The sequence below is a fragment of the Altericroceibacterium endophyticum genome, from assembly GCF_009827595.1.
GTDB lineage: Bacteria > Pseudomonadota > Alphaproteobacteria > Sphingomonadales > Sphingomonadaceae > Altericroceibacterium > Altericroceibacterium endophyticum.
In genome coordinates this window covers 13,781-34,716 of the sequence record NZ_WTYT01000006.1, presented here as the reverse complement: position 1 = coordinate 34,716, position 20,936 = coordinate 13,781, and the positions used below count along the sequence as shown (strand labels likewise).

Here is a 20,936-nt window from a genome sequence, read left to right as displayed (position 1 = left end):
ATCTTGAGATTGGCTTTGCCGCTTCGGCGGTGATTATGGGTGAGCGGTCAGGGGCGGGGGATTGTCGGCATCATATACCAGCTCACCCTCGATGTAGGTCCGCGACACCTTGGTGTTGTGTAGCTGGGTGATCGGAACCTCGAACGGGTTGGTTTCGGTGACGATAAAGTCGGCCCGCATTCCCGGTTCGAGCGAGCCCCATTCGGCCCGTTCGCCAAGCTGCGCCGCCCCGTTGGCGGTGAAGATCTGGAACGCCGTTGGCAGGTCTATCCGCTGGCTGGCGCCGAGCATTTCTGCGCTGCCGCCCGGCACTTGCCGTGTCACCATGGTCTCAATCGCCAGCCACGGGTTAACCGAAGGCACCACCGACCAGTCGGAACCGGCCACCACCAGGGCGCCCGTTTCCACCGCATCGCGAATGGGAATCCAGCGCTCCATCCGTTTATCCCCCACAGCGCGGCGAATGTCCTGATCTGCGATCGGCGTGGGATACCAGATGTAGGGCGAGAACTCCCAGGTCATCTGAACATCGCGCACACGCGGAATATCGGCGGGATCGACAAAGCTGTTATGGCCCACGTCATGCATCGGCCCGCCGGCACCGTTGGTCTGCCGGGCGTAGGAAACCGCGTCGATTGCCGAGCGGACTGCGGCATCGCCAGCGGCGTGGAACTTGACCAGCAAGCCCTGCCGATCGAAATCGGCAACCGCCGTGTTCAGAGCGTCCTGCGGAACCATCAGCAGGCCGGTGCTCGGGCCGTCGGCATGGGCGTTCGGATTGTCGATATAGGGCCGCAACATCGCCGCCGTGTGGCTTTCGGTGGGCACGCCATCGAGCACGATCTTCACACAGTCGGAATTGAAGCGCCCTTTTTCGTAGAACGCGCGGTTGTCGATCAGGGCGATGCTCGCGTCATGCCCCTCGATACCCGGTGCCGCCCACCGGATGCACCCGGTGACACGCTGCTTGAGCTCGCCGCGCTGGGCGAGATCGGCGAATATGCCGATGTTCTCGCCGGTAATGCCGGCATCGTTGAACGAGGTGATCCCGTAGGAAAGCATCTGCGTGGTCGACAGACGAAGCGCACGCTCGCGCTCGGCCACGCTCGCTGGCGGCATGCTCGCGGCGAGGAGCTGCTCGGCAGCCTCGCGCAGCAGCCCGGTCGGCTCGCCATTGGCATCGCGATCGATCACGCCATTGGGCGGATTGGGCGTGTTGCGATCCACCCCGGCAAGCTCGAGCGCCATCGAGTTCGCCCACGAACTGTGATGCGATTCATCGACCAGAACAACGGGATTGTTCGGCGCGACAGCATCGAGGAACGCCTTGTTTTGCTGCCCGTCCTCGAACACTGCGGCGACCCAGTTGCCGCCCGTGATCCATGCGCCCGGCTCCGCGTCCGCCGCACACTCGGCGACCCGCGCGGCTATGCGGTCGGGGCTGGCCCCCGGCTCGAACCCGCAGGCAAACTGCTCCATGCCCGCAAAAAGCGCATGGACGTGCGCATCATGAAGGCCCGGAAGCAGCGTCTGGCCATCCATATCCATGCGCCGGGTGGCCGCATTGGCATGCTGCGCCACCTCGTCGTTGGACCCCACCGCGACGATCACACCATCGGCCACGGCCATCGCCTCTTCCCAGCCGCCGGGCGTATAGACCTGCGCGTTGTAATAGAGTTCCGTTGCGGCAGCTGGAGCCAGATCATCGCGATCATGGGCGATGGCCGAACTGGCAATCAACGCAAGAGCAGTTCCGGCGAGATAATGTATATTTTTCATATCGTTCATTCGCTTTCTATGGTCTTGCCACTCAATACCGGGCCGTAAGCGTGATACCTGCCGTGCGCGGCCGCACAGTCGTCGCCCGATAGAGCGGCGATGTCTGGGTATCGTGCTGGCGGAACAGGGTTTTGTGCGTGTTGAAGACGTTGTTCACAAACAGCGAGACGTCGAGGATATCTGTCTTCACGCCGGTTCGCAGCGACAGCAGATGCAATTCCGGGCGGCCGGGTAAAGTCAGGTCAGCACCGCCATTGCGCGGATCGCGCCCGGCCGTGGCATCTGTTTGCTTGCTCTGGAACCGGTAGTCGAAGCGCAGATAGCCTTCTTTATCGGCGATATTGAATTCCTTCTGGCCATACAGACTGACCTGCCAGGGGTTGAGCGCGATTGCGTTGCCGTCGGTCACCAGGTTCAGCGGGGCAGACGGACCTGAACGCACTGTCTCGTCAAAATTCGCATCGACATAACCAACCTGACCACCGAATGTCAGGCCGCCGGTAACTGCAGCGTTAAAGGCCACATCGAAACCCTTGCTCGTGGCTGAGCCGAGGTTGTCGGTGAAAGAAAAGCCGCAGGAGAGCGCCACACTCTGCTGAATATTGTCCCACTTGATCAGGAAAGCGCTCGATTCAATATTGAGGCGATTGCCGAACAGGCTGTTCTTCGAGCCAACCTCATAGCTCCACACCGAATCTGAATCGTACAGTTCGGGGCGGTTGCTGAGGCCGATATTGCCCAGTGGCGTTCCCGGAATGGGGGCACCTGGCGAAACACCGCAAGGCACGCCGACCGCCGCGTTGTATCCCCCGATGCGGAAGCCCTTGGCGGCAGTCGCATAGAGCAGATTATCGTCGTCCGGCTCGAACGTAATGCCGAAACGCGGCGTGACCGGGGTTTCACTTTGCGAGCCCGTATCGTCAACCGGTGGGCCGACGACAGGCCCGACAAATTGCGCCCTTACGTCAAAGTCGGTCTTGCTCACACGAAGGCCGGCGCTGAGGGCAAGCCGATCCGTAATCTGGAAATCGACCTGGCCGAAGCCGGCGATCTGCTCGTCCGTCGAACGCGCATCGTCCAGCACGAAGGAGTATTTGCCATCGATCAGGCCCTGACCGAAGAATTGTTCAACCGTAATTCCGAAATTGTCCTGGATAAGCTGTGGCAGAAACGTGTTCTGCACCAGCTGCGAGGCAACCTGCTTGTTCCTCGAATAGAACGCCCCGATCACCCACTGAAGGCGTGAATCCGGATCGTTCGACTGGAGGCGAAGCTCCTGCGTAAAGTTTTTCTGCTGGTTGTTCTGAAAAGCTGGAGCGTAATAGCCCTCGGGAAAGAAGGGGTTTCCTGCCCAGAGCGAGGCCTCGAAGACGGTGTAATCGTTCACCGCGCTCTGATCACGGTCAAAGTAGGAGGTGTTCGAAAAGACCGAGACATCGCCCAGGTCGAGTTCGATCGCCACTGCCGGGAGCAGCAGACGATCGCTGCTCGTATTGGCAAGCGCGTTGCCATTGCGGAAATCGCCGGCGCTCTGATCGGTCAGTGTTTCCCAAAAGTAGTTCCCATCGGCGATGTCGATATCCTGATAGAAAATCGACGGCCTGATGGTCAGATTCTCGGTCGCCTCAAACGCGAGAGCCGCCTGAATAACGGCCGTGTCGGAGTGATTTGCATTTTTGTCGACCATATTGCCGTTGATGTAGTTTACCCGGTCAATGTAGCCCCCATCGCGGCGGAAATAGCCACTCGCTCGCGCTGCTAGCCGCCCTTCGACAAGCGGCACGCTGACAGCGGCGCCCATTTCATAGGAAGGATCGCCGCCTTCGGTGAAGGCGAGTTCCGTGCGCCCGTATCCTTTGACATAGTTGAGGTCCGGCTGCTGCGTGATGAAGCGCACCGTGCCGCCCTGCGAACCAGCTCCGAAGAGCGTACCTTGCGGTCCGCGCAGAACCTCTACGCGCTGGAGGTCGAAAACCGCAGGAAATGGCGTGAATGCGCTGAAGCCGATATTGCGGATCTGGATCGGCGTATCGTCGATGTAGATGCCGGTCGTGGCCGAACCAGCGGTCGACGAAATGCCGCGAATGGCGATGTTGGCGGCCCCTGCATTGCGCTGGTCACCGCGCGTCAGGGTGACGCCGGGGGTGATGTTCGCAATGTCGTCAACGTTGCGGACGCCCTGTTCGTCCAGCGACTCCTGGCTGTATGCAGCGATACTGATCGGAACATCGGAAACCGTTTCTTCGGTGCGACGCGCCGTAACGATGATCTGCCCCGGCCGATCCTCCTGCATCTCAGTTTCTCTTGCCTGTTGCGCTGCAGCGGGCGTGGTGAATGCGGCGAGGCCGCCGGAAAGAAGGAGTGCGGCTTTTATTGCGTCACGTTTCATTATTTCGTTTCCCCACGTCGCTGTTGCAAGATTTGCATAGAAAGGGGTGAATTCGTGGGGAAAGGCTTGGCAGATTAGGCCAAGTTCGATTTCGAATTCGCAGACCCGCCAGGATGGCTATGCAAAAGAAGAATCCGCTAAAGCGGCGCTGAGTAAGGGGAATGCGATAGAATTTGCCGACCCGACGCAAGATCTCCGGCGTCACAAAAGCACTTCATCTCGCAAAACGTCATCAATTTGCACAATTGACTATGCGATGATTCGTGGCACCCTTGGGGAGGGGAGAGGTTCCAATAATCATCTGGTTGATGGGTAAGGTCGACTTGCCGGAACCGTTTCAATCTCGGGGGGCTCGTGAGTAAATGCTTATTGCGAACGTGCGGTCATCTGCCTTTGACGGATGGACCAAGTGGCTGAAAGCGAATTCGATTTCGCTTGAACAAGTGCCGACGATTCGAACCATTCCACCACGAAGTGAGCGGGCCAGGCCGACCCCGCTCAGCGAGTTTGTCAATTTCTCTGAGGCAATCGTCCGCGAGACCCGCAATGTTGCCATCCCATGGCTGGTGGGATTGAACTACAGCATGTCCTCGATGGGGGAGCTCGGCAAACTTATCCAGACTTCGAAAAGTGTAGGCGGTGCCTTGCGGCATTTTGTGAACTACTTTGAACTCCTGCAAAACTTTACCGACATAAGCCTGGAAGTCGACGAGCAGTTTACCCACCTGAATTACCGCATTCTCGATCCCAATATCTGGCCACGCCATCATGATGCGATGTTCAGCCTCGGGCTTGCCGCAAAGATCATGCGTTCGGGAATTGGCGACGACTGGGAAGGTATCGAATTCATGTTCGAGACCCAGCAAAACGAGATGATCGGGAACATCAACAAGGTCGTCAATGCGCCCTGTTCGTTTGGTGCGGAAAGCAATACGCTGCGTTTCCCCACCGCCTTCATGGATGCAAAACTCATACCTCGCTCCGATAGTCTTTCCCGTAGCGAGATAAATTCCAGCCTGGCGGCGCATCGGCGTTATCAGCCCTTGTCAGAACGTATTGCGACCCTCGTGTTTCGCGACCTTGGCCGTTCGGCTGTCCAGCAAGACGAAGTAGCCAGGCAGGTAGGCTTGTCAGGTCGCAGCATGCGCCGGAAACTATCGATCGAGGGGGCGACATACCAGCAAGTGCTCGATGAGTGCCGCATGCGGCAGGCGGTGTTCGAATTTCGCACCAAACCGGATCTCTCGCTTACCGAGATCGCGCTAAGACTGGGCTATTCCGAGCACAGCACTTTTTCACGCGCCTTCGCACGTTGGAGCGGCATATCGCCCGACGCCTTCCGCAGAAACCTGAACAAATGTATAAATTGATGGTGAGCGAGCCTGGATAGGATCACTCTGCGCAGAGTGGGGGCGTACCGATTTTGGGCCTCGGTACCGAACAGGGCGATATCGCCCAGATGTCTCAACGCAGACATCTGCCAACCAGCACCAACTCCTGGTCGTCGCCACTTTCTCTGGATGATCAGCTGACAATTTGGTGATCACATTCTAAGGCGCATGACAGATGCAACCGCTGCGCGCCTCGATTCGAAACCATCGCAATCTCGCCTTGGCGCTTTTCTTGCTGGCGTTTTTGATCCGGGCGATGATCCCTGCGGGCTTCATGCTCTCATCCTCCTCCGGCGACACGTCATTGACGGTTACGATCTGTTCCGATCCAGCCAATGGCCTGCAGCGGATACAGATGGCCATTCCTGCAAAGGAACCGACCGGCAAGCACACAGATGGCATGAAGAAGGTGGAGCATTGCGCCTTTTCCGGTCTGGCGAAGATTGCCGACAGCGGCGCCGATGCTTTCCTTCTTGTGCTGGCCTTCGTTTTCATAGTCCTGATTGGGCTGGCGCCAGTGCGGCGCGAGCGCTTGACGCACTTCTCTCACCTTCGGCCGCCGCTGCGCGGACCTCCGCTCAGCACCTGACAATCCAAGCCTGATTTGTCGGTCCAGCCGACGCGCGCCAGAGCTGCGCGTGCCGGTCTGTCGGAGTATAGAAAATGCAATTCAAGACGACCCGCCCGCTGGGGCGGAGAATTCACGCGGGCATTGCCGCTGTTGGCACGGCTGCGCTGATCCTTTCGATCGGGGCGTGCAGCTCCGAAACCCAACCCGATAACACGGCAAGCGAAAGCGCCACCAGCGAGATTGCCATCACCGCCTCATGGTCGCGCGAAACCGCCGAGGGGCAGGATGCGGGCGGGGCATTCATGACGATTGCGAACACCGGCCCCGGCTCGGACCGTCTGATCGGCGGATCGACCCCGGTGGCGGGCGACGTACAGGTCCATACGGTCGACATGACCGGTGGCGTGATGCGCATGCGCCAGTTGCAGGACGGGCTGGAAATCCCCGCAGGTGGCACAGTCACGCTGAGGCCCGGCAGCTTTCACATCATGCTGATGGGTCTCAAGCACCCGCTTGAACAGGGCGAGACCGTTCCGCTGACGCTCACCTTCGCGAAAGCCGGTCCGGTCGAGGTGGAACTCGCGGTCGAGCCGGTCGGCTCGCAGGGCCCGAACGAAGCGGGAGGCAGTGATGACTGATCCGTTTCCAGAACTAGAGGAAGAGCAGACGCCGGAGCAGCGTGAAGCGGGCCAGAAAACCTTCCGCATGATCGTCTGGCTGTTCGTGGCACTGGCGGCCGGGATCGGGCTGTTCGCGCTGTTCGGCCCCGGACAGCAGGCCAGCTCCGACCTGCCGGCCAGTTATGCTGACTCGGTCGGCGGGCCGTTCTCGCTCACCGCTGCGGATGGTTCGACTGTCACCGACCAGACGCTGAAGGGAAAGCCTTTTGCAATCTTCTTCGGCTATACCCGCTGCCCCGATGTGTGTCCGACGACGCTGGCCAGCCTCGCCAGGCTGCGTAAGCAGATGGGCGAGGACGGCGACAAGTTCCAGATCGTTTTCGTCTCGGTCGACCCGGGCCATGACAGTCCGGAGGATGTTGGCCGGTATGTCGACCTGTTCGGTACGCCGATCATCGGCCTGACCGGATCGGAAGAAGAGATAATCAGGGCCACCAAGGCCTACCGCGCCTTCTACCAGAAGGTGCCCGTCGAAGGCGACGATTACACCATCGACCACACGGCCTCGGTCTACCTGATGGATGCCGACGGCAAGCTCCAGTCGACCATCGCCTATGACGAAAATCCCGAAACCTCGCTCGCCAAGCTGCGACGCCTGGTCGGCTGATCCTGAAAGACACAGTGTACTGAAACAGGCTCTTATCGCATCGCTTTTTGCCACCAGCATCCTGGCGACACCGGCAAATGCGCAGACCGCGCCGCCGCCCGAGGACGATATCGAACAGCGAACGACAATCATCGTGACCGGCGAGAGCTTCGTCGGCGGTGAGATCGTATCTGCCAATAAGGATGGCGGCGATATTCTGACCACGCCGCAGGCAATCTCCGTGGTGGAGGACGATTTCATCGATGCGCTGAATCTGCGCGCCGTGGCCGAGGCATTGAACTACACCTCCGGCGTGCGCTCGCAGAGTTTCGGTAGCGACACGCGGATCGAATATTATCAGATCCGGGGCTTCAGGAACGAGAATCTGTACAAAGACGGGCTGGTGCTGACCAATTCGGGCGCGTTCCTGTCGTGGACCACTCCGGCGGAGGGCATCGGTCGGCTGGAAGTGCTGAAAGGCCCGTCTTCCGTCCTCTATGGCGGTGGCAGCGCCGGGGGTATCGTCAACATCGTCAGCAAGCAGCCCGATGGGCGCAAGCTCGCGGCGTTCGAGATCGGTGCTGACGAATATGGCAGCGTCTATGGCTCTGCCGATATGGGAGCGCCGCTGTCGGACACGCTGGCTATCCGCGCGAACGGGCTGGTTCGCCGGGGCGACACGCAGGTCGAGCTGGCCGAAGACAACCGCACATTCGGTGCGCTGGCGCTCGGCTGGACACCGCTGCCCGGCACCACTTTGACGCTGCGCGGCAGCTACACCCGCGACCGCTCGCAGCGTCCGACCGGTTTCCTGCCCTATGAGGGTTTCGTAACGCCCTTGCCCGATGGGCGGCGAATACCGACCGACCTGTTCCTCTCCGACCCGAGCGTGGACCGCTACGACCGTGACCAGTACGAGGCGGGCTACACCCTGGAGACGAACCTCTCCGACGCGGTTCGCTTCGTCTCCAACGGGCGCTATGCGGAAATCGACCTGATCTACGCCGGTCTGTACGGCCAGTTCCGCGGCAACCCCGTGATTGAGGGGGGCAATGTGTTCATCACGCGCGGGAATTCGCGGCAGGATGCCCATCTCGACAATGTCACCATCGACAATCACCTCGACGGACGCTTCGCAACCGGTGCGGTGGAACACACCCTGCTTGGCGGTGTGGATTATGCGTGGTCGCAGACCGAGAGCGCGCAAGCCTCGGGCAGCGCACCCCGGCTGGATGTGTTCGCGCCGGTTTACGACATCGCGCTGCCCGCGCTCGGAACGCCAAACGCCACTGCGCAGAAGCTCGACCGAACGGGCGTGTATCTGCAGGATCGGCTGACGCTGGGCGGGCTGACGGGGCTGCTGTCGGTGCGGCATGACTGGATTGGCTCCACCAGCACAAGCAATGGCGGCGCGGCGACGCGCCAGGACAGTGAGAAGACGACCTACCGTGCAGGGATCAGTTACCTCACCGCAGCTGGCCTTGCGCCCTTCGTCAGCTATTCCACCTCGTTCACGCCTGTCTTCGGGATCGATCAGGCAAGCGGGGAGGCCTATAGCCCTGAAACCGGCGAAGCATGGGAAGCGGGCATCAAGTATCAGGCGGACAGCTTCCCGCTGCTCGCGACCGCTTCGCTGTTCTCGATCGAGCGCGACGGGGTTCTCGTTGCCAATCCGGTGCCGGATTTCCCGCGCAACCAGAGCCAGGCTGGGCTTGTCCGCTCGCGCGGGGGCGAGATTGAGGTGCAAGCGCACCCGCTGGAAACGCTGAACATCACGGCCGCGCTGACGGCATTCGATATAGAGAACCGCGAAGGCGATCCGGCCCTGATCGGGCTCGACCCGCCAGCCACTCCCGAGTTCGCCGCTGCGGCCTTTGTTGACTACACGCTGCCTGAAAGCAGCTTCCTGCCGGGGTTCGGCTTCGGCCTGGGGGTCAGGCACACGGGGAGCAGCTACGCCGATGCAGCGAACACGCTGGTGGTGCCTGCCGCGACGGTGTTCGACGCAGCGCTGCATTATGACTTCGCCAATTTCCGGCTTGGGGCCAATTTCTCCAACCTGTTCGACAAGCACTATGTTTCGGCCTGCCCGTCAGCCGGGACGTGTTATGCCGCCAATCTGCGCCGCGCTACGATAAGCCTGGCCTACCGTTTCGGAGACGACCGATGAATCTAGACCGACGCCAGATCCTCGCCCTTGCTGCTCTCGCCGGTGCTGCCGGCACGGTAGGCTCGCCAGCTGCGCTCGCCCATGATGCCACGGGCAAGATGCCGCCCATTCCCGAAGATGCGCCGACAATCGCGATGCTGGTGTTTCCGCGCATGGTCGCGATGGACCTCATCAATCCGATGACCGCCTTCAAGATTGCCCGGGCCAATATCATGCTCGTGGGCAAGAATATGGACCCGGTTGATACCGAGCTTGGCATACCTATTGCTCCAACGCACACGTTTGCCGACGTGCCTGACGACATCGACGTGCTGTTCGTGCCCGGTGGCACGATGGGCACGGTCGATGCGATGCGGGATGCGGAAACGCTCGATTTCGTGCGCCGCACGGGTGAGCGGGCCAAGTGGGTCACGAGCGTATGCACCGGCAGCCTGCTGCTCGGCGCAGCCGGGCTGCTGCGGGGATATGACGCGACGTCGAACTGGACGGTCACGCACCTGCTGCCCAGGCTGGGCGCGAACTACGTGGATGACAGGGTGGTCATCGATCGCAACCGCATGACCGGTGGCGGGGCGACGGCGGGCCTCGATTTTGGCCTCACCCTCGTTGCCAGGCTTGTCGACGAGGAGACCGCCAAGAGGGTGCAACTCGTCCTTGAATATGCACCAGCGCCACCTTTCAACGCGGGAACGCCGGAAGGGGCGGGACCCGAACTCGTGGCAGCATTTCGCGCAGCCACTCCATGGATGCAGGCGCAGACCCTCAGCGCGGTAGAGGAGGCGGCGACCCGGTTAAATCTGGCGGGATAGCTTCCGGACTGGTCCTCGAGGTTTCGCGTCAGCCGGGGGGCGATATCCACTTGTCGCGGACGCGCAATGGGTGTTTGATCATTGCCTCGAGGACAGAGGCATTGAGATGAGAGTGAGACTGGCAGGGTGAAACGTCTTTGATCGATCCGGGGACGTTTCCATGGCTGATTGTCGTAGCGATCCATTTTGCAGTGATCGTCAGGGCAATCCTGCTTGACGGGCGCGATTCCTATTCGCGGGCGGCATGGTTGCTGCTGCTGATCGCCTTGCCCGTATTTGGCGTGATCCTGTACATTCTGTTCGGCGAACCATGGATTTCAAAGGGCTTCCGAAAGCGTTGCCGACGCATCGAAGAGGAACTGCGCCCCTTCGCGCCTGCCCCGGTAGGCGGCGACGATGCGGCGGGCTTGACCGCCAATGCATTCCGGACGTTTGAAGCCGCATCGCGCTGGCCGGTTTCGGTCGGAAACACGGCCAGCCTCGCGCCTGATTCCGACACTGCAATCAAAATGCTCGTGGCGGATATCGATTCCGCAACTACGTCGGTCCACCTGTCATTTTACATCTGGCTCGATGACAACAATGGCACGAAGGTCGTGGAGGCAATCTGCCGCGCCGCCGGGCGCGGGGTGACCTGCCGTGTCGCCGCTGATGCGATCGGGTCGCGGAGCTTGATCCGTTCCGCACATTGGGTCGCGATGCAGAACGCAGGCGCCCATCTTTGCAGCCTGCTCGAAGCGCCGCTTGGCCTGAGTTTCCTCGTGGGGCACCGAACCGATCTGCGCAATCACCGCAAGATTGCCGTTATTGACGGGCGGGTCGCTTATGGCGGAAGTCAGAACTGCGCCGACCCCGCCTTTCTCGTCAAACGACGCTTTGCCCCTTGGGTCGATATCCTGATCCGCTTCGAAGGGCCCGTGGCGCGGCAGGCCGATCTCATCTTCGCATCGGCATGGACACAGGGGACGGGGGAGGATCTGCGTCCCGTCATGGGCAGAAACCCGCCGAAGCCATCAACCGGTGGTTTCCCTGCAATCGCCACCGGAACGGGACCGCTCTCACCACGCGGAACGATGACGGAGATGTTCGTGTCCCTGCTCGCGGCGGCGCAGGCCAATGTGACGATCACGACACCGTATTTCGCACCTGATCCGCCGCTGATCGGCGCGATCATTGCTGCAGCGCGGCGGGGCGTTGCGGTACGGATCATCTTTCCGCGTCGTAACGACAGCCGGATCGTCGGCGCGATCAGCCGTGCCTATTATCCGGTGCTGGCAAGAGCTGGGGTGCGGATCTTCGAATATTGCGGGGGCATGCTTCATGCCAAGACGCTGGTGGCGGACGAGGCTCTGGTATTGATCGGGTCGTCCAATATGGACCGTCGCAGCCTCGACCTCAATTTTGAGAACAGCATCTTGCTCCAATCCGAGAAGCTTGCCGCGCAAGTGCTCGCGCGTCAGGGCGATTGGCTCGCGGACGCGATCGAGATTGACGGCGATGGTGCCGACAGCCGCCCGATTGCACGCCGTTTCACCGACAATCTGTTGACGATAATCGCTGCGGTTTTCTGAATTGGATTTGCAAAGAGCCCGGTTTCCATCCGTCACGCTGCGTGATCACGATCTGAAGGAACGGATCGACCGAATGATGCTCGCCCGGTCCGCAGGATCTACATTTGCTGCTCAGCCAGACAAGGTGGCGGACGCGCGCCTTGCGCTGGACGGTCGCTCCTGATGCGGCTGGAACAATTCCTCGCACAATATGGTCTTTGGGCACTCGGCATAGGCGCAGGCCTTGAGGGGGAGACTGTCACGGTTATTGGCGGAATTATGGTCCATCGCGGGCTGTTTGCTTTCCTGCCGGCCGTTCTCGCAGCATCACTGGGCTCGTTTCGGTCGGAGGCAAAGTTCTTGCCGCAGAGAGGGGAGTGGTTGGCAGCGGGCCTAGGCTACTTCCAGGCGAAGGCATGGTCGGAATTTATGACGACCTGATTGCAGCAGGGGTGAAAGGGGACAACATCACGCCCCACCACATTCCTTCCAATGCCCGGATGCAGCTCGAAGGCGTTTCTAGAGGTGATGGTATTGCAATCAACATGGAGCAGCCATATCATTCGCGCGGGCTATTCTCTGATTTCTCTCCCACATGCCCCTGATGTCCGACGACGCTTCCTGAGGAAGCTCTACCGACGCGGCGATGATCTCCGGCCACTCTCCGGAGTGTCCATATATTTCGCGTAGCTTGGGTGTCATCGCGACCATACGCTCGGCATCATCCGCAGAGATTTCGCCAATCACATGCAGCACATATAGCTCCAGCAATCGGAGTAGCGGCTTTCCATGGTAACGAGGGTTAGTCATGTAGGCAGCTTATGCATCGTTCACGGCATAGTCGATCAATCTTTGGCATGTCATCGCGTTGCCGGGCTGATGCTCTTGCGTGCTAATCCAGCCATCCACCACGTCGTTTGCGATCGCGATCTCCAAAAAATACGATAGCCCCAGCTTAAGGGCTTCCGGCGGAAGTCCTCCTTCATCCGGCTCATAACCAACAAAAGCGAAAGAGGTCGCCGTCCACGGTTCGGCGGCATAAATGGTGTAAGTCTGATCGAACTCACTCAGGCGCGCTGCGACGTTTTCTAGCGTCATCACTTGCCCCATATCGAATATCCTCCCTTGCCATTGGGATGGAGAACTTCTTGGAAAATGCTCCCCGGCTGATGCTGCGTTCTAGGCACCAACTGCATCACTCCAGGCTCTTGGGCGTGGTGCCATGTCCAGTTGCCGGGAGACGTTGTCAGGGCAAGGCCATTTGGCGTTCTTTGGAGATCGATACCCATATCCTTGATGCCTCGCATCTCCTTCCATGGCTCGCAAGAGCACTTCGTTGGATTCTTGGAAATGCCTGCCACGAGATACACCCGGATAAGACGTCGGATTCAGTTTCGTCTCAAATGCGACGCTATAAACCTTGCCGTTCGGAACCGCTATTCTCTCTGCGGCACTACCTCACCTGATCGACCAATTTAGAAAGGCGCTGATACTCGTGAGGCTGGGTTGCGAACGAATCCGTAACACATCTTGAGAACGCGAGAGTGAGTGACCTCACCTCTTGCATATCACCAGATTCCAACTTTTCGATAAGCTGTTCCGTTATAGAAATCAGGCGCTGATAGTCTGCCATGTCCTCAGACTGGAAGGTATTCGCCACCGCATCGCGGTAGCTGGTCAGCGCCAACTTCAGTTCGGTGATAATCTGCAAGTTCATGGCAACTCCTGGAAGATAGCTCGAGGGCCAGCAGCATTGTAGGTTTGTAGACCGCCACCTGTCAGATTGGAGCCATAGCGCAACTGCGGCGCAACGCTGCCCCTAAACACAACCGTGCCTGGCTCCAATGTAGTAGTTGCCGCCCGGGTGGCTTGATTGTTGGGGAGAGCCAAAAGCCGAATGCGGTCGGTCGGATCAGCTATCCATTGAGGAGTCGACCATCGACCTAGCAAACCAGCATCTACGCCATCAAAATAGCGGAACTCTGAAGTTCTCGAAGATAGGGTTTCTATCCTGAACGACGGAAGGTCGAACGCCTTAATTATGCTGTTACGTTCCGCGAGGGCCAACTCTGGCCGTGTCTCTGCAAGGATGCGACGAGCCTGCCAAATGTTAGCAGCAGCCTCCGACCTTAGGGCTGCTGTCTCTGCGGCTTCCTGGCGTTGGTGGCCGACATAGGGCCACGTTTACCTATGGAACCCAGGCTGATATTGCGATGACGCCTCGCGATGCGTTGGCAGCTGGTGTATGGGATGCACGTAGGATCTACCAAGCTGATGGCCTTTACACCCCGCAGATTCGGTCTAGTCTCCAAGACCTTATACAGGTGAACAAGACCAATCATCCGACAATTTTTGTGAAGTGAAGCCGATGGACGCAACCTACGATCATTGCCTTGCTGATTTACGTCGTGAAATTGAGACTGGCGGAGCGCGTCCTGCGGTAATCGATATCGCCGTCAATGATCTTTTGGAAGAACGTCGAGAACGGTTACCGAGTGATCTTTTGTCGTTGCTGACAGATAGTGCGGAATACGATGAAGATATGTTCTCGCTTATCCATACGGCAGAGACATACGATGATATTGCATATGTTCGTGCACTGCTCACCGTCTTCCCTCAGCTCGTGTCATCCTCTCCTCGATGGGCTTCAATCGTCCTCATGAGGGTGCTTAACAATCCGTTAACGCAAGCGGAAATGGTGGTGCAATTACGCACAGCTTCGGCCGCGAGCAAGGATGCGACGCGAGAGATGTGTGACCGTATCAACTCGGTTAGTCCGGAGTTCTTGAGCAAGACCGTTCCAGTGACACTTACTGCGTCAGAGTGAAGCTGGCTTCGCCTCATCTGCACCAAGGACTCCAATCCCTCACTGTTCTCCCCGGCTTGTTCACCGGTCCCCGCTGAGCAACTCGTGAGCGGGTAGGATACCCGGCACACCCTACCCCGCGAGTTCGGGATGTATGGTGTTGATGTGGCAGGAAAATCCATTTTGGGCGAAAGTGACCCGCCTGCGAGTTGAGCGGGTTAGCACTGATCCGTGGGGCACTCGCTTTGGCATAAACTGCTGATTTATCGCTGCAATCATGGCACTTGCCGCGAGTGGTGTGCGATCCGTGGGAAATGGGGTGATCCGGCCCGGTTTGCCGTGCTGCTGGAAATGTAGAAAGAGCGGCAACAGGCTCCGCCCTGGGGCTGTGCGGGTGTGTTCCCGGCCTCCGATATATCCCAGCGCTGCCCTTGCTGCTTTGATGGCGGCTGGGGAGGGGGCAGGGTGCCGTTGCGGCCTCCTGTCCTTGTGTGTGCCCCCAAGGCGTATTGGAGGGCTGGTCTGCCCTTGTCCCAGCGGCGGGCTTGATACTTGATGATGAGGCCTTCCAGTACCTCGCGGACGATGGCTTGTTCGTCCTCCTCGAAAATCAGCATGTCGGAACTGACCGCGAGCGGGATGGCGATGCGGCGGATGACATCGAGCGTGGGCTGCGAGAAGCCTGCAAGGTGGCGGCGAATCTGGAGGACGGCGACGCCGACGCGTGGGCGCGAGGCCCGAATCTCAGCGAAATCACAAAGAAGTCATTGATTTATGGCGGAGCGGGTATCATTCGAACCATCGCAGTTTTGCTTGTGTTTTTCTTGAGCAAGTGGGGGAAATATGAGGGTTTAGGAAAATGCTCGTTCGCTGAGGTCTGTCTAAAACCGCGTGAAGCCCAGTTGAAAGTGGGCATGAGATTGGGCGTCATCGGGAGGTCAAATCGTGGCGCGCGCACTCAATATTCTCACTGTTCGAACGGTCGCTTCGCTCAAAAAGCCGGGTCGCCACTCGGATGGCGGAGGGCTTTATCTCAGGATTACATCGCAAGGCGCCAAGTCTTGGGTCTTCATGACGGCAATTGGCGGAAAACGCTCCGAGATTGGCCTCGGCGCTGCTTCATCGCTATCGCTCGCAGCCGCCAGGAGCCTTGCGGGCGACATGCGTGAGCTGGTCGCTCTGGGCAAGGATCCAAGGATCGCCCTGTCCCGTGAGGAAGAGGCGAAAGAGGAGGTAAAGACCTTCGGTGCCTACGCTGAAGAATATATCAAAAGCGTCGAAGCCGGCTGGAAGAATCCGGTGCATCGGCAGCAATGGAGAAATTCTCTCCGCGATCATGCTGCGGCCATTCAGGATAAAGCGCTTGAGAGTATCGGCACAGACGACATTCTTGAAGTGCTGCAGCCTATCTGGCTCAGCAAGCCGCAGACAGCCAGCCGCGTAAGGGGGCGGATTGAGCGCATTCTGGATGCGGCCAAAGCAAGGGGGCACCTCTCCCGCGATGCGGCGAACCCGGCCCGCTGGAAGGGGCATCTGGACTTTCTGCTTCCGCGCCAGCCCGGTCTCGTGCGCGGCCATCATGCCGCGCTTCCCTATAAGGACGTTCCAGCTTTCTTTAGCTTGCTGCGCCAACGTGCAGCGCTTTCAGCACGGTGCCTCGAATTTACTATTCTAACCGCAGCGCGATCCGGTGAAGCGCTGGGCGCGAGCTGGGGTGAAATCGACTTCAAGGAAAAGCTCTTGCGCGTGCCGGGTGAGCGCATGAAGGCAGGGGTAGATCATTCAGTGCCCCTATCAGATGCAGCCCTCCAGCTCCTCGTGCAGATGAAACCTTCAAAGCTTGTACCTAATGAGCGGATCTTTGCGATCAACGGGGCGAGCCGGAGCAATATGGCGATGGCCATGCTGCTGCGCCGCATGAATTACGGGCATGTCACCACCCATGGATTTCGCTCGACCTTTCGTGACTGGGCCGGGGACTGCACACAATATCCCAGAGAGATCATCGAGACAGCGCTAGCGCATACGATCCAGAACAAGGTCGAAAAGGCCTATCGGCGCGGAACGGCGATCGAAAGGCGCCGTGCGCTGATGCAGGACTGGGCCGATTACCTGACGAAAGACGTTAAAGGCTAGTTTGAGGATCTCGCTTAAAAAGCCGGTTTTTAGGGCTGGATTTCCCGCATAAACCATTGAAACATATAGACTAATTGACTTCATTTTGACGTTATGCTATATGGTAATGGAGCCCAGCACTGGCTGCGCTTATCCATCAGTCCATAGTGAAAATTTATCATGCATCGGCAACCTGCAAGGGTGCTGAGGCCCGAAGACGTGTGCCTGTTATTGGAGCATGTCGAGGGTCAGCGGTACTCTGCGCGCAATCGCGTCATTATCCTCCTCAGCTTCAAGGCCGGCCTTAGAGCCTGCGAGATATCCGGCCTGGAATGGCCGATGGTTCTGGCCAGCGATCACCGGGTGAGCGATGGTCTGACCATCACCCGGTCGATCGCCAAATTGGGTTCGGGCCGGCGCATTCCGGTCCATAAGCAGCTCAAGCGGGCGCTCAGTGACCTGCACAAGCAGGTCGGACGGCCAAAGTCCGGCTTTATCATTTGCTCGCAGCGCGGCGGTAAAATGAGCCCCGACAGCGTGGTGAACTGGTTTACCGCGCTCTACCGCGATTTGGGCCTCAATGGCTGTTCTTCGCATTCGGGCCGGCGAACCTTTATCACGCACTCCGCCCGCCTGCTGGCGAAGACCGGCGGCTCCTTGCGCGATGTGCAGGAGCTCGCTGGCCACAGAGCGCTTACCACCACCGAACGTTATATCGCGGGCGACCGTGAGGCCCAGCGCCGCCTGATCGCGCTGATCTAGGCTCTTCTCTTTTCCCTGACATTTTGACCGAAAGGACGCAGCCCATGACCGGCAGCGAACCATGGAACACGCCTGCAAGAGATGCAGAACGCACCGCCCGCATTCGTCGATTGAACGATCAGCTTCGTACACACTTTACCGGCGTGAGGATTGTCCTCACCCGCGGCCTTCAGGAATTGGCTGGCGAGGAGCTTCCCGCGCTCTTGTTCCGGGTACGGCGGTTCGACCGCTTCGATAGCCGCAGCGATCCCTATCAGGAGCATGATTTTGGCGCCCTCGAATAGAATGGCCAAACCATCTTCTGGAAGATCGATTATTATGATCCCGATCTGATGATGCGCTCTCCCGATCCAAGTGATCCGGCGGTCACTGCCCGGGTGCTGACCATCATGCTGGGGGAGGAATATTGATGGCTATGCCGATCAGCAATTCTCTTCCCATGGCGCGCCAGATCGAGCCCTATCGCCAGGGGCAGCTCTCAAGCCTGTGCGGTCTCTATGCTCTGATCAACGCAGCCCGCCTGATTTGCCACGAGCAGGCGAGTGACCAAACACTCTGGAGCGATATTTACGCTCACGCGATCGATCGGATCGGAAGTAAGCGGCATTTACGGCATGCGCTGCTCCATGGCCTGCCTTACGAAAGTTGGAAGATGCTCCAGCATCCTATCTGTGACGAGCTATCCAGACGGCTGGGGCAGCCGCTTCGGATGCGGGTTCTGGTGCGGCGGAAATGGCGGACGCGCATCAATTCCGCCGACCGCATCCGCGCGGCCATCGATACCGAACGGGCGGTACTGTGTGCGTTATGCGGCACGCATGAACATTATACGGTCATTACGGGATATACGCCCACACGCTGGTATCTCCACGACAGCGCAGGGCTGCGCTGGATACGGCAATCGGTGACCCCGGAGGCACGCGCCACTGGATACCCTATGGCTCGCTGATCATGCTCTATCGGGGATAAGGGGGAATTGCCCGGCGATAGGTAGTAGTTCACCGCTCTGTCGCTCAATCGTCCGGCCCGAACCAATCCGGCGCAAAGCCAATGCCGCCGGTGCAGTGACGCTCGCTCAGCATTTTGCCCTGACGCATCACGCGCAGGCCTGAAGCCTTATAGGCCTCGTCTGTGCCATAATTGTCCGACAGACCTTCGAAGAACAGCACATAGCTGTATTCGCCATTATCGAAGCGCAGTTCCTTGATGCCGTCCAAAGTGCCAAAGTCGTGCGTGGAGGTGAGCTCGTCTGCCTGCCGGATGAGGGTCAGCTCCGGGGCACCGGATTTGCCATAGCGATAAGTGTAGCGGCCATCCGTTTCGCTGACATATACGGCCTCGTCGCCAAGCGAGCAGGCGAAAACGGAGCCAGCATAAGGAGCTGGTGGCGCATCCTCCCCGGGCTGGGCCTCTGGAATGGAAGGCGGCGCAACACCGTTCTTCTCCTGCTCGCATTGGCCTACCAGATCGAGCCCCCGGCGATCCCAGTTGATATCCTTGGCTGTAGCGCCTGTAGCATGGGCTTCGGCATAATCGCTAAACCAGCCTCTCTCTTGCCGAACACGCTGGTAGCACCGGCGCTCCAGCCCATCGACGACATCGCGATAGGCGGCGATCCGCTCTTTGGCTTTTGCGTCATCCAATTGTGCCTGCCGTTCCCAGGCCAGCGTATCGCCGACTGCGCCGGGATTTTTGCGTGCCGACGTTTGATATACCTCCAACTCACGGTCCAATGTCGCTTATCCGCGGCGGATCCAGTCATAGAGAATGGCACCGCTCGCTCTGGGTGCGGCTTTGCCGGTGTGTTTGGCCTTTAGTTCATCAGTCCAGCTGGTTGTGAGACCTAACCCCCGCGCCAGCGGCTTGATCTCCTGGGTCTCACCCGGCTCTGGTGTTTCCTGATCCATTGGCCCGCAGGCCACCAAAAGCGCGGTGACGGCGACAGACGTTAGCCTGACCATGGGCCGCCGGCGTCTTTCAACAACGCCCATCATGAGAAGAGATCCTTGGCCGGATTCCATTCATCGCGGCCATGGCGGATCTTGATGTAGTAATAATAATTGGCGGTGACGCCGTAGATCACCCACAGCACCATCCAATACCAATTGGGGGCAAAATAGAGGAAGGTGTCAAAGCCCCACAGCACCATGGCAATTGCGATGGCAGGCAGAAGCAATCCCAGGCCGCGCCTGGGGATGCCCAAATAGATGAAATAGATGATCCCTAGCGCCAACGCCCAGATATTGAAGAAGATGCCCGCCCGCTCGCCAAAGCCCAACTCGCGCGAAGCAGCGGTCGCCTCCTTGGAAAAGGGCGAGCCATTCGCATCGAAGAAGGCAAAGCGCTTTTCCCACTTGGGATCGAGCGCGACCGTTCGGGTGGGGGCTGCACCAGCTTCACCACCAGCGCTCTTGCCCGCCAGCAATTTGGCTTTCTCCGCCTGAAATTCTTCCCCCGCCAAAGCGCCGCTTTGATGCAGCTTTGCCAGACGCTCCAATTGATCGATACTCACCTGTCGCCCCTCACTTTATTCATGTCGATTGTTGCCGGTCCTGCCCCGGCTCCTCCTGCCCTGGCTCCTAGCCGCCCCAATTAGCTCTCGAGGATCGTGCCGCGCGCTGCCGCATAGGCTGCGCAGTCGAAATCTTCTCCGGCCTCATGCGGATTGTCGGTGTGCCAGGTGCCATTGGCAAAGACGTACCAGCCGATCATGAAGACCGGCGGCATCTCTTCACCCCATTGGTTCTCATAGGTCGCCACGACACAGGCCAGCTTTTCATCGCCGTCCCGGTAGATCACCGGGTCCGAGACCGACGTCACATTACCCAGGCGCTTCTCGGCCATCTCCGTAATCGCCCGATCATCGGCCGACGCGCATCCCGCTACCATTACCGCTCCCAGCACCACCCCCGCTCCAATCCGCATTTGGTTCTCCACTAAACAAAAATATGGAAAAACGGCATATGTAATATTGGCATCTATTGCAACGATTGATGCCCAAGACGATCTTCACCGGCACCAATTTGGTGGTAGTTCAAACTATTAAGGAAGCTCGCCTGCAGTCCGGTTTGAAGCAGACAGACTTGGCTGCGAAAGTCGGCAAAGATCAAAGCTGGTTAAGCTTGATAGAAGGCTCTCAGCGGCGTCTCGATGTTGTTGAATTTATCAACTTGGCAGAAGCAATGGGCCTATCCCCAGAGGATCTTTTTGCGGACGTACTGAGCCGCTTAAACCCTAACCGCGACAAGGAATGAAAGACCAATGCGTTGGGAATTGAATTCCACCGTTGCCGTGTCAGCTTTCGCCCTAATTTCGGTAATCGGAGTGG

At 59.0% G+C, this 20,936-nt stretch carries 23 protein-coding genes and 1 pseudogene; 15 read left to right on the top strand and 9 right to left on the bottom strand.

The features are described 5' to 3' along the window. Positions 1–33: 33 nt before the first annotated feature. Both GRI91_RS13260 and GRI91_RS13255 read right to left on the bottom strand, forming a co-directional pair. Positions 34–1,779, bottom strand: coding sequence for an amidohydrolase (locus GRI91_RS13260; RefSeq protein WP_160737184.1), 1,746 nt, complete (start codon positions 1,777–1,779; stop codon positions 34–36). A 31-nt stretch (positions 1,780–1,810) separates the two neighbouring features. Beyond that, positions 1,811–4,168, bottom strand: coding sequence for a TonB-dependent receptor (locus GRI91_RS13255; protein WP_160737183.1), 2,358 nt, complete (start codon positions 4,166–4,168; stop codon positions 1,811–1,813). A gap of 362 nt (positions 4,169–4,530) precedes the next feature. On the opposite strand from GRI91_RS13255, the gene qhpR reads away from it, so the two are divergent. The 9 genes from qhpR to GRI91_RS13210 all read left to right on the top strand — a co-directional run bounded on the left by qhpR (position 4,531) and on the right by GRI91_RS13210 (position 12,530). Further along, positions 4,531–5,538: an AraC-like transcriptional regulator QhpR gene (gene qhpR / locus GRI91_RS13250; protein WP_160737182.1), complete on the top strand. Its 1,008-nt coding sequence runs from the start codon at positions 4,531–4,533 to the stop codon at positions 5,536–5,538. Positions 5,539–5,734: 196 nt separating this feature from the next. Further along, positions 5,735–6,148 (top strand): DUF2946 family protein, encoded by a 414-nt coding sequence (locus tag GRI91_RS13245; protein WP_160737181.1) that lies wholly within the window; start codon positions 5,735–5,737, stop codon positions 6,146–6,148. A gap of 74 nt (positions 6,149–6,222) precedes the next feature. Then, positions 6,223–6,768, top strand: coding sequence for a copper chaperone PCu(A)C (locus GRI91_RS13240; RefSeq protein WP_160737180.1), 546 nt, complete (start codon positions 6,223–6,225; stop codon positions 6,766–6,768). After that, positions 6,761–7,417, top strand: coding sequence for an SCO family protein (locus tag GRI91_RS13235; protein ID WP_237437892.1), 657 nt, complete (start codon positions 6,761–6,763; stop codon positions 7,415–7,417). Before GRI91_RS13240 ends, GRI91_RS13235 begins: the two co-directional genes overlap by 8 nt. Further along, complete coding sequence (locus tag GRI91_RS13230) at positions 7,365–9,566, top strand: TonB-dependent siderophore receptor (RefSeq protein ID WP_160737179.1); 2,202 nt, start codon at positions 7,365–7,367, stop codon at positions 9,564–9,566. The genes GRI91_RS13235 and GRI91_RS13230 overlap by 53 nt, the downstream gene beginning before the upstream one ends. After that, a complete protein-coding gene (locus GRI91_RS13225) occupies positions 9,563–10,375 on the top strand; it encodes a DJ-1/PfpI family protein (RefSeq protein WP_160737178.1) in 813 nt (270 codons plus the stop codon). Before GRI91_RS13230 ends, GRI91_RS13225 begins: the two co-directional genes overlap by 4 nt. Before the next feature lie 137 nt (positions 10,376–10,512). Beyond that, positions 10,513–11,946 carry a cardiolipin synthase gene (cls, locus tag GRI91_RS13220; protein ID WP_160737177.1) on the top strand — a complete coding sequence of 478 codons (1,434 nt, stop codon included), beginning with the start codon at positions 10,513–10,515 and terminating at the stop codon, positions 11,944–11,946. A gap of 1 nt (position 11,947) precedes the next feature. Next, entirely contained in the window at positions 11,948–12,109 is a 162-nt protein-coding gene (locus tag GRI91_RS13215; protein WP_160737176.1) for a hypothetical protein, read from the top strand. Between the two features lie 232 nt (positions 12,110–12,341). Then, on the top strand, positions 12,342–12,530 hold the full coding sequence (locus GRI91_RS13210) for a hypothetical protein (RefSeq protein ID WP_160737175.1): 189 nt from the start codon (positions 12,342–12,344) through the stop codon (positions 12,528–12,530). Between the two features lie 214 nt (positions 12,531–12,744). On the opposite strand, the gene GRI91_RS13205 is transcribed toward GRI91_RS13210, so the two are convergent. The 3 genes from GRI91_RS13205 to GRI91_RS13195 form a co-directional block, all read right to left on the bottom strand. Continuing rightward, a complete protein-coding gene (locus GRI91_RS13205; RefSeq protein ID WP_160737174.1) occupies positions 12,745–13,023 on the bottom strand; it encodes a hypothetical protein in 279 nt (92 codons plus the stop codon). Further along, on the bottom strand, positions 13,023–13,214 hold the full coding sequence (locus GRI91_RS16400) for an HNH endonuclease (protein WP_160737173.1): 192 nt from the start codon (positions 13,212–13,214) through the stop codon (positions 13,023–13,025). Before GRI91_RS16400 ends, GRI91_RS13205 begins: the two co-directional genes overlap by 1 nt. Before the next feature lie 164 nt (positions 13,215–13,378). Then, positions 13,379–13,642 (bottom strand): hypothetical protein, encoded by a 264-nt coding sequence (locus GRI91_RS13195; protein ID WP_160737172.1) that lies wholly within the window; start codon positions 13,640–13,642, stop codon positions 13,379–13,381. Positions 13,643–14,293: 651 nt separating this feature from the next. Here GRI91_RS13195 and GRI91_RS13190 point away from each other — a divergent pair. From GRI91_RS13190 to GRI91_RS13170, 5 genes and pseudogenes are all read left to right on the top strand, one after another. After that, positions 14,294–14,752 (top strand): Imm30 family immunity protein, encoded by a 459-nt coding sequence (locus GRI91_RS13190; RefSeq protein ID WP_160737171.1) that lies wholly within the window; start codon positions 14,294–14,296, stop codon positions 14,750–14,752. A gap of 924 nt (positions 14,753–15,676) precedes the next feature. Then, a complete protein-coding gene (locus GRI91_RS13185; protein WP_160737170.1) occupies positions 15,677–16,867 on the top strand; it encodes a phage integrase central domain-containing protein in 1,191 nt (396 codons plus the stop codon). A 159-nt stretch (positions 16,868–17,026) separates the two neighbouring features. After that, the gene (locus GRI91_RS13180; protein ID WP_160737169.1) at positions 17,027–17,608 is read left to right on the top strand and encodes a tyrosine-type recombinase/integrase; all 582 of its coding nucleotides are present in this window, start codon (positions 17,027–17,029) and stop codon (positions 17,606–17,608) included. 44 nt (positions 17,609–17,652) lie between these two features. Then, positions 17,653–18,018 (top strand): annotated as a pseudogene (locus GRI91_RS13175) (DUF3768 domain-containing protein). Further along, positions 18,018–18,557, top strand: coding sequence for a hypothetical protein (locus tag GRI91_RS13170; protein ID WP_160737168.1), 540 nt, complete (start codon positions 18,018–18,020; stop codon positions 18,555–18,557). Before GRI91_RS13175 ends, GRI91_RS13170 begins: the two are co-directional and overlap by 1 nt. Before the next feature lie 64 nt (positions 18,558–18,621). Here GRI91_RS13170 and GRI91_RS13165 read toward each other — a convergent pair whose 3' ends face one another. From GRI91_RS13165 to GRI91_RS13150, 4 genes are all read right to left on the bottom strand, one after another. Further along, positions 18,622–19,329 (bottom strand): hypothetical protein, encoded by a 708-nt coding sequence (locus GRI91_RS13165; RefSeq protein ID WP_160737167.1) that lies wholly within the window; start codon positions 19,327–19,329, stop codon positions 18,622–18,624. A gap of 18 nt (positions 19,330–19,347) precedes the next feature. Beyond that, the gene (locus GRI91_RS13160) at positions 19,348–19,602 is read right to left on the bottom strand and encodes a hypothetical protein (protein ID WP_160737166.1); all 255 of its coding nucleotides are present in this window, start codon (positions 19,600–19,602) and stop codon (positions 19,348–19,350) included. Further along, the gene (locus tag GRI91_RS13155) at positions 19,599–20,120 is read right to left on the bottom strand and encodes a DUF2628 domain-containing protein (protein WP_160737165.1); all 522 of its coding nucleotides are present in this window, start codon (positions 20,118–20,120) and stop codon (positions 19,599–19,601) included. Before GRI91_RS13155 ends, GRI91_RS13160 begins: the two co-directional genes overlap by 4 nt. A gap of 80 nt (positions 20,121–20,200) precedes the next feature. Next, complete coding sequence (locus tag GRI91_RS13150) at positions 20,201–20,533, bottom strand: hypothetical protein (protein ID WP_160737164.1); 333 nt, start codon at positions 20,531–20,533, stop codon at positions 20,201–20,203. A 68-nt stretch (positions 20,534–20,601) separates the two neighbouring features. Here GRI91_RS13150 and GRI91_RS13145 point away from each other — a divergent pair, with 68 nt between their 5' ends. Next, on the top strand, positions 20,602–20,862 hold the full coding sequence (locus GRI91_RS13145; RefSeq protein WP_160737163.1) for a helix-turn-helix domain-containing protein: 261 nt from the start codon (positions 20,602–20,604) through the stop codon (positions 20,860–20,862). Positions 20,863–20,936 lie beyond the last annotated feature (74 nt).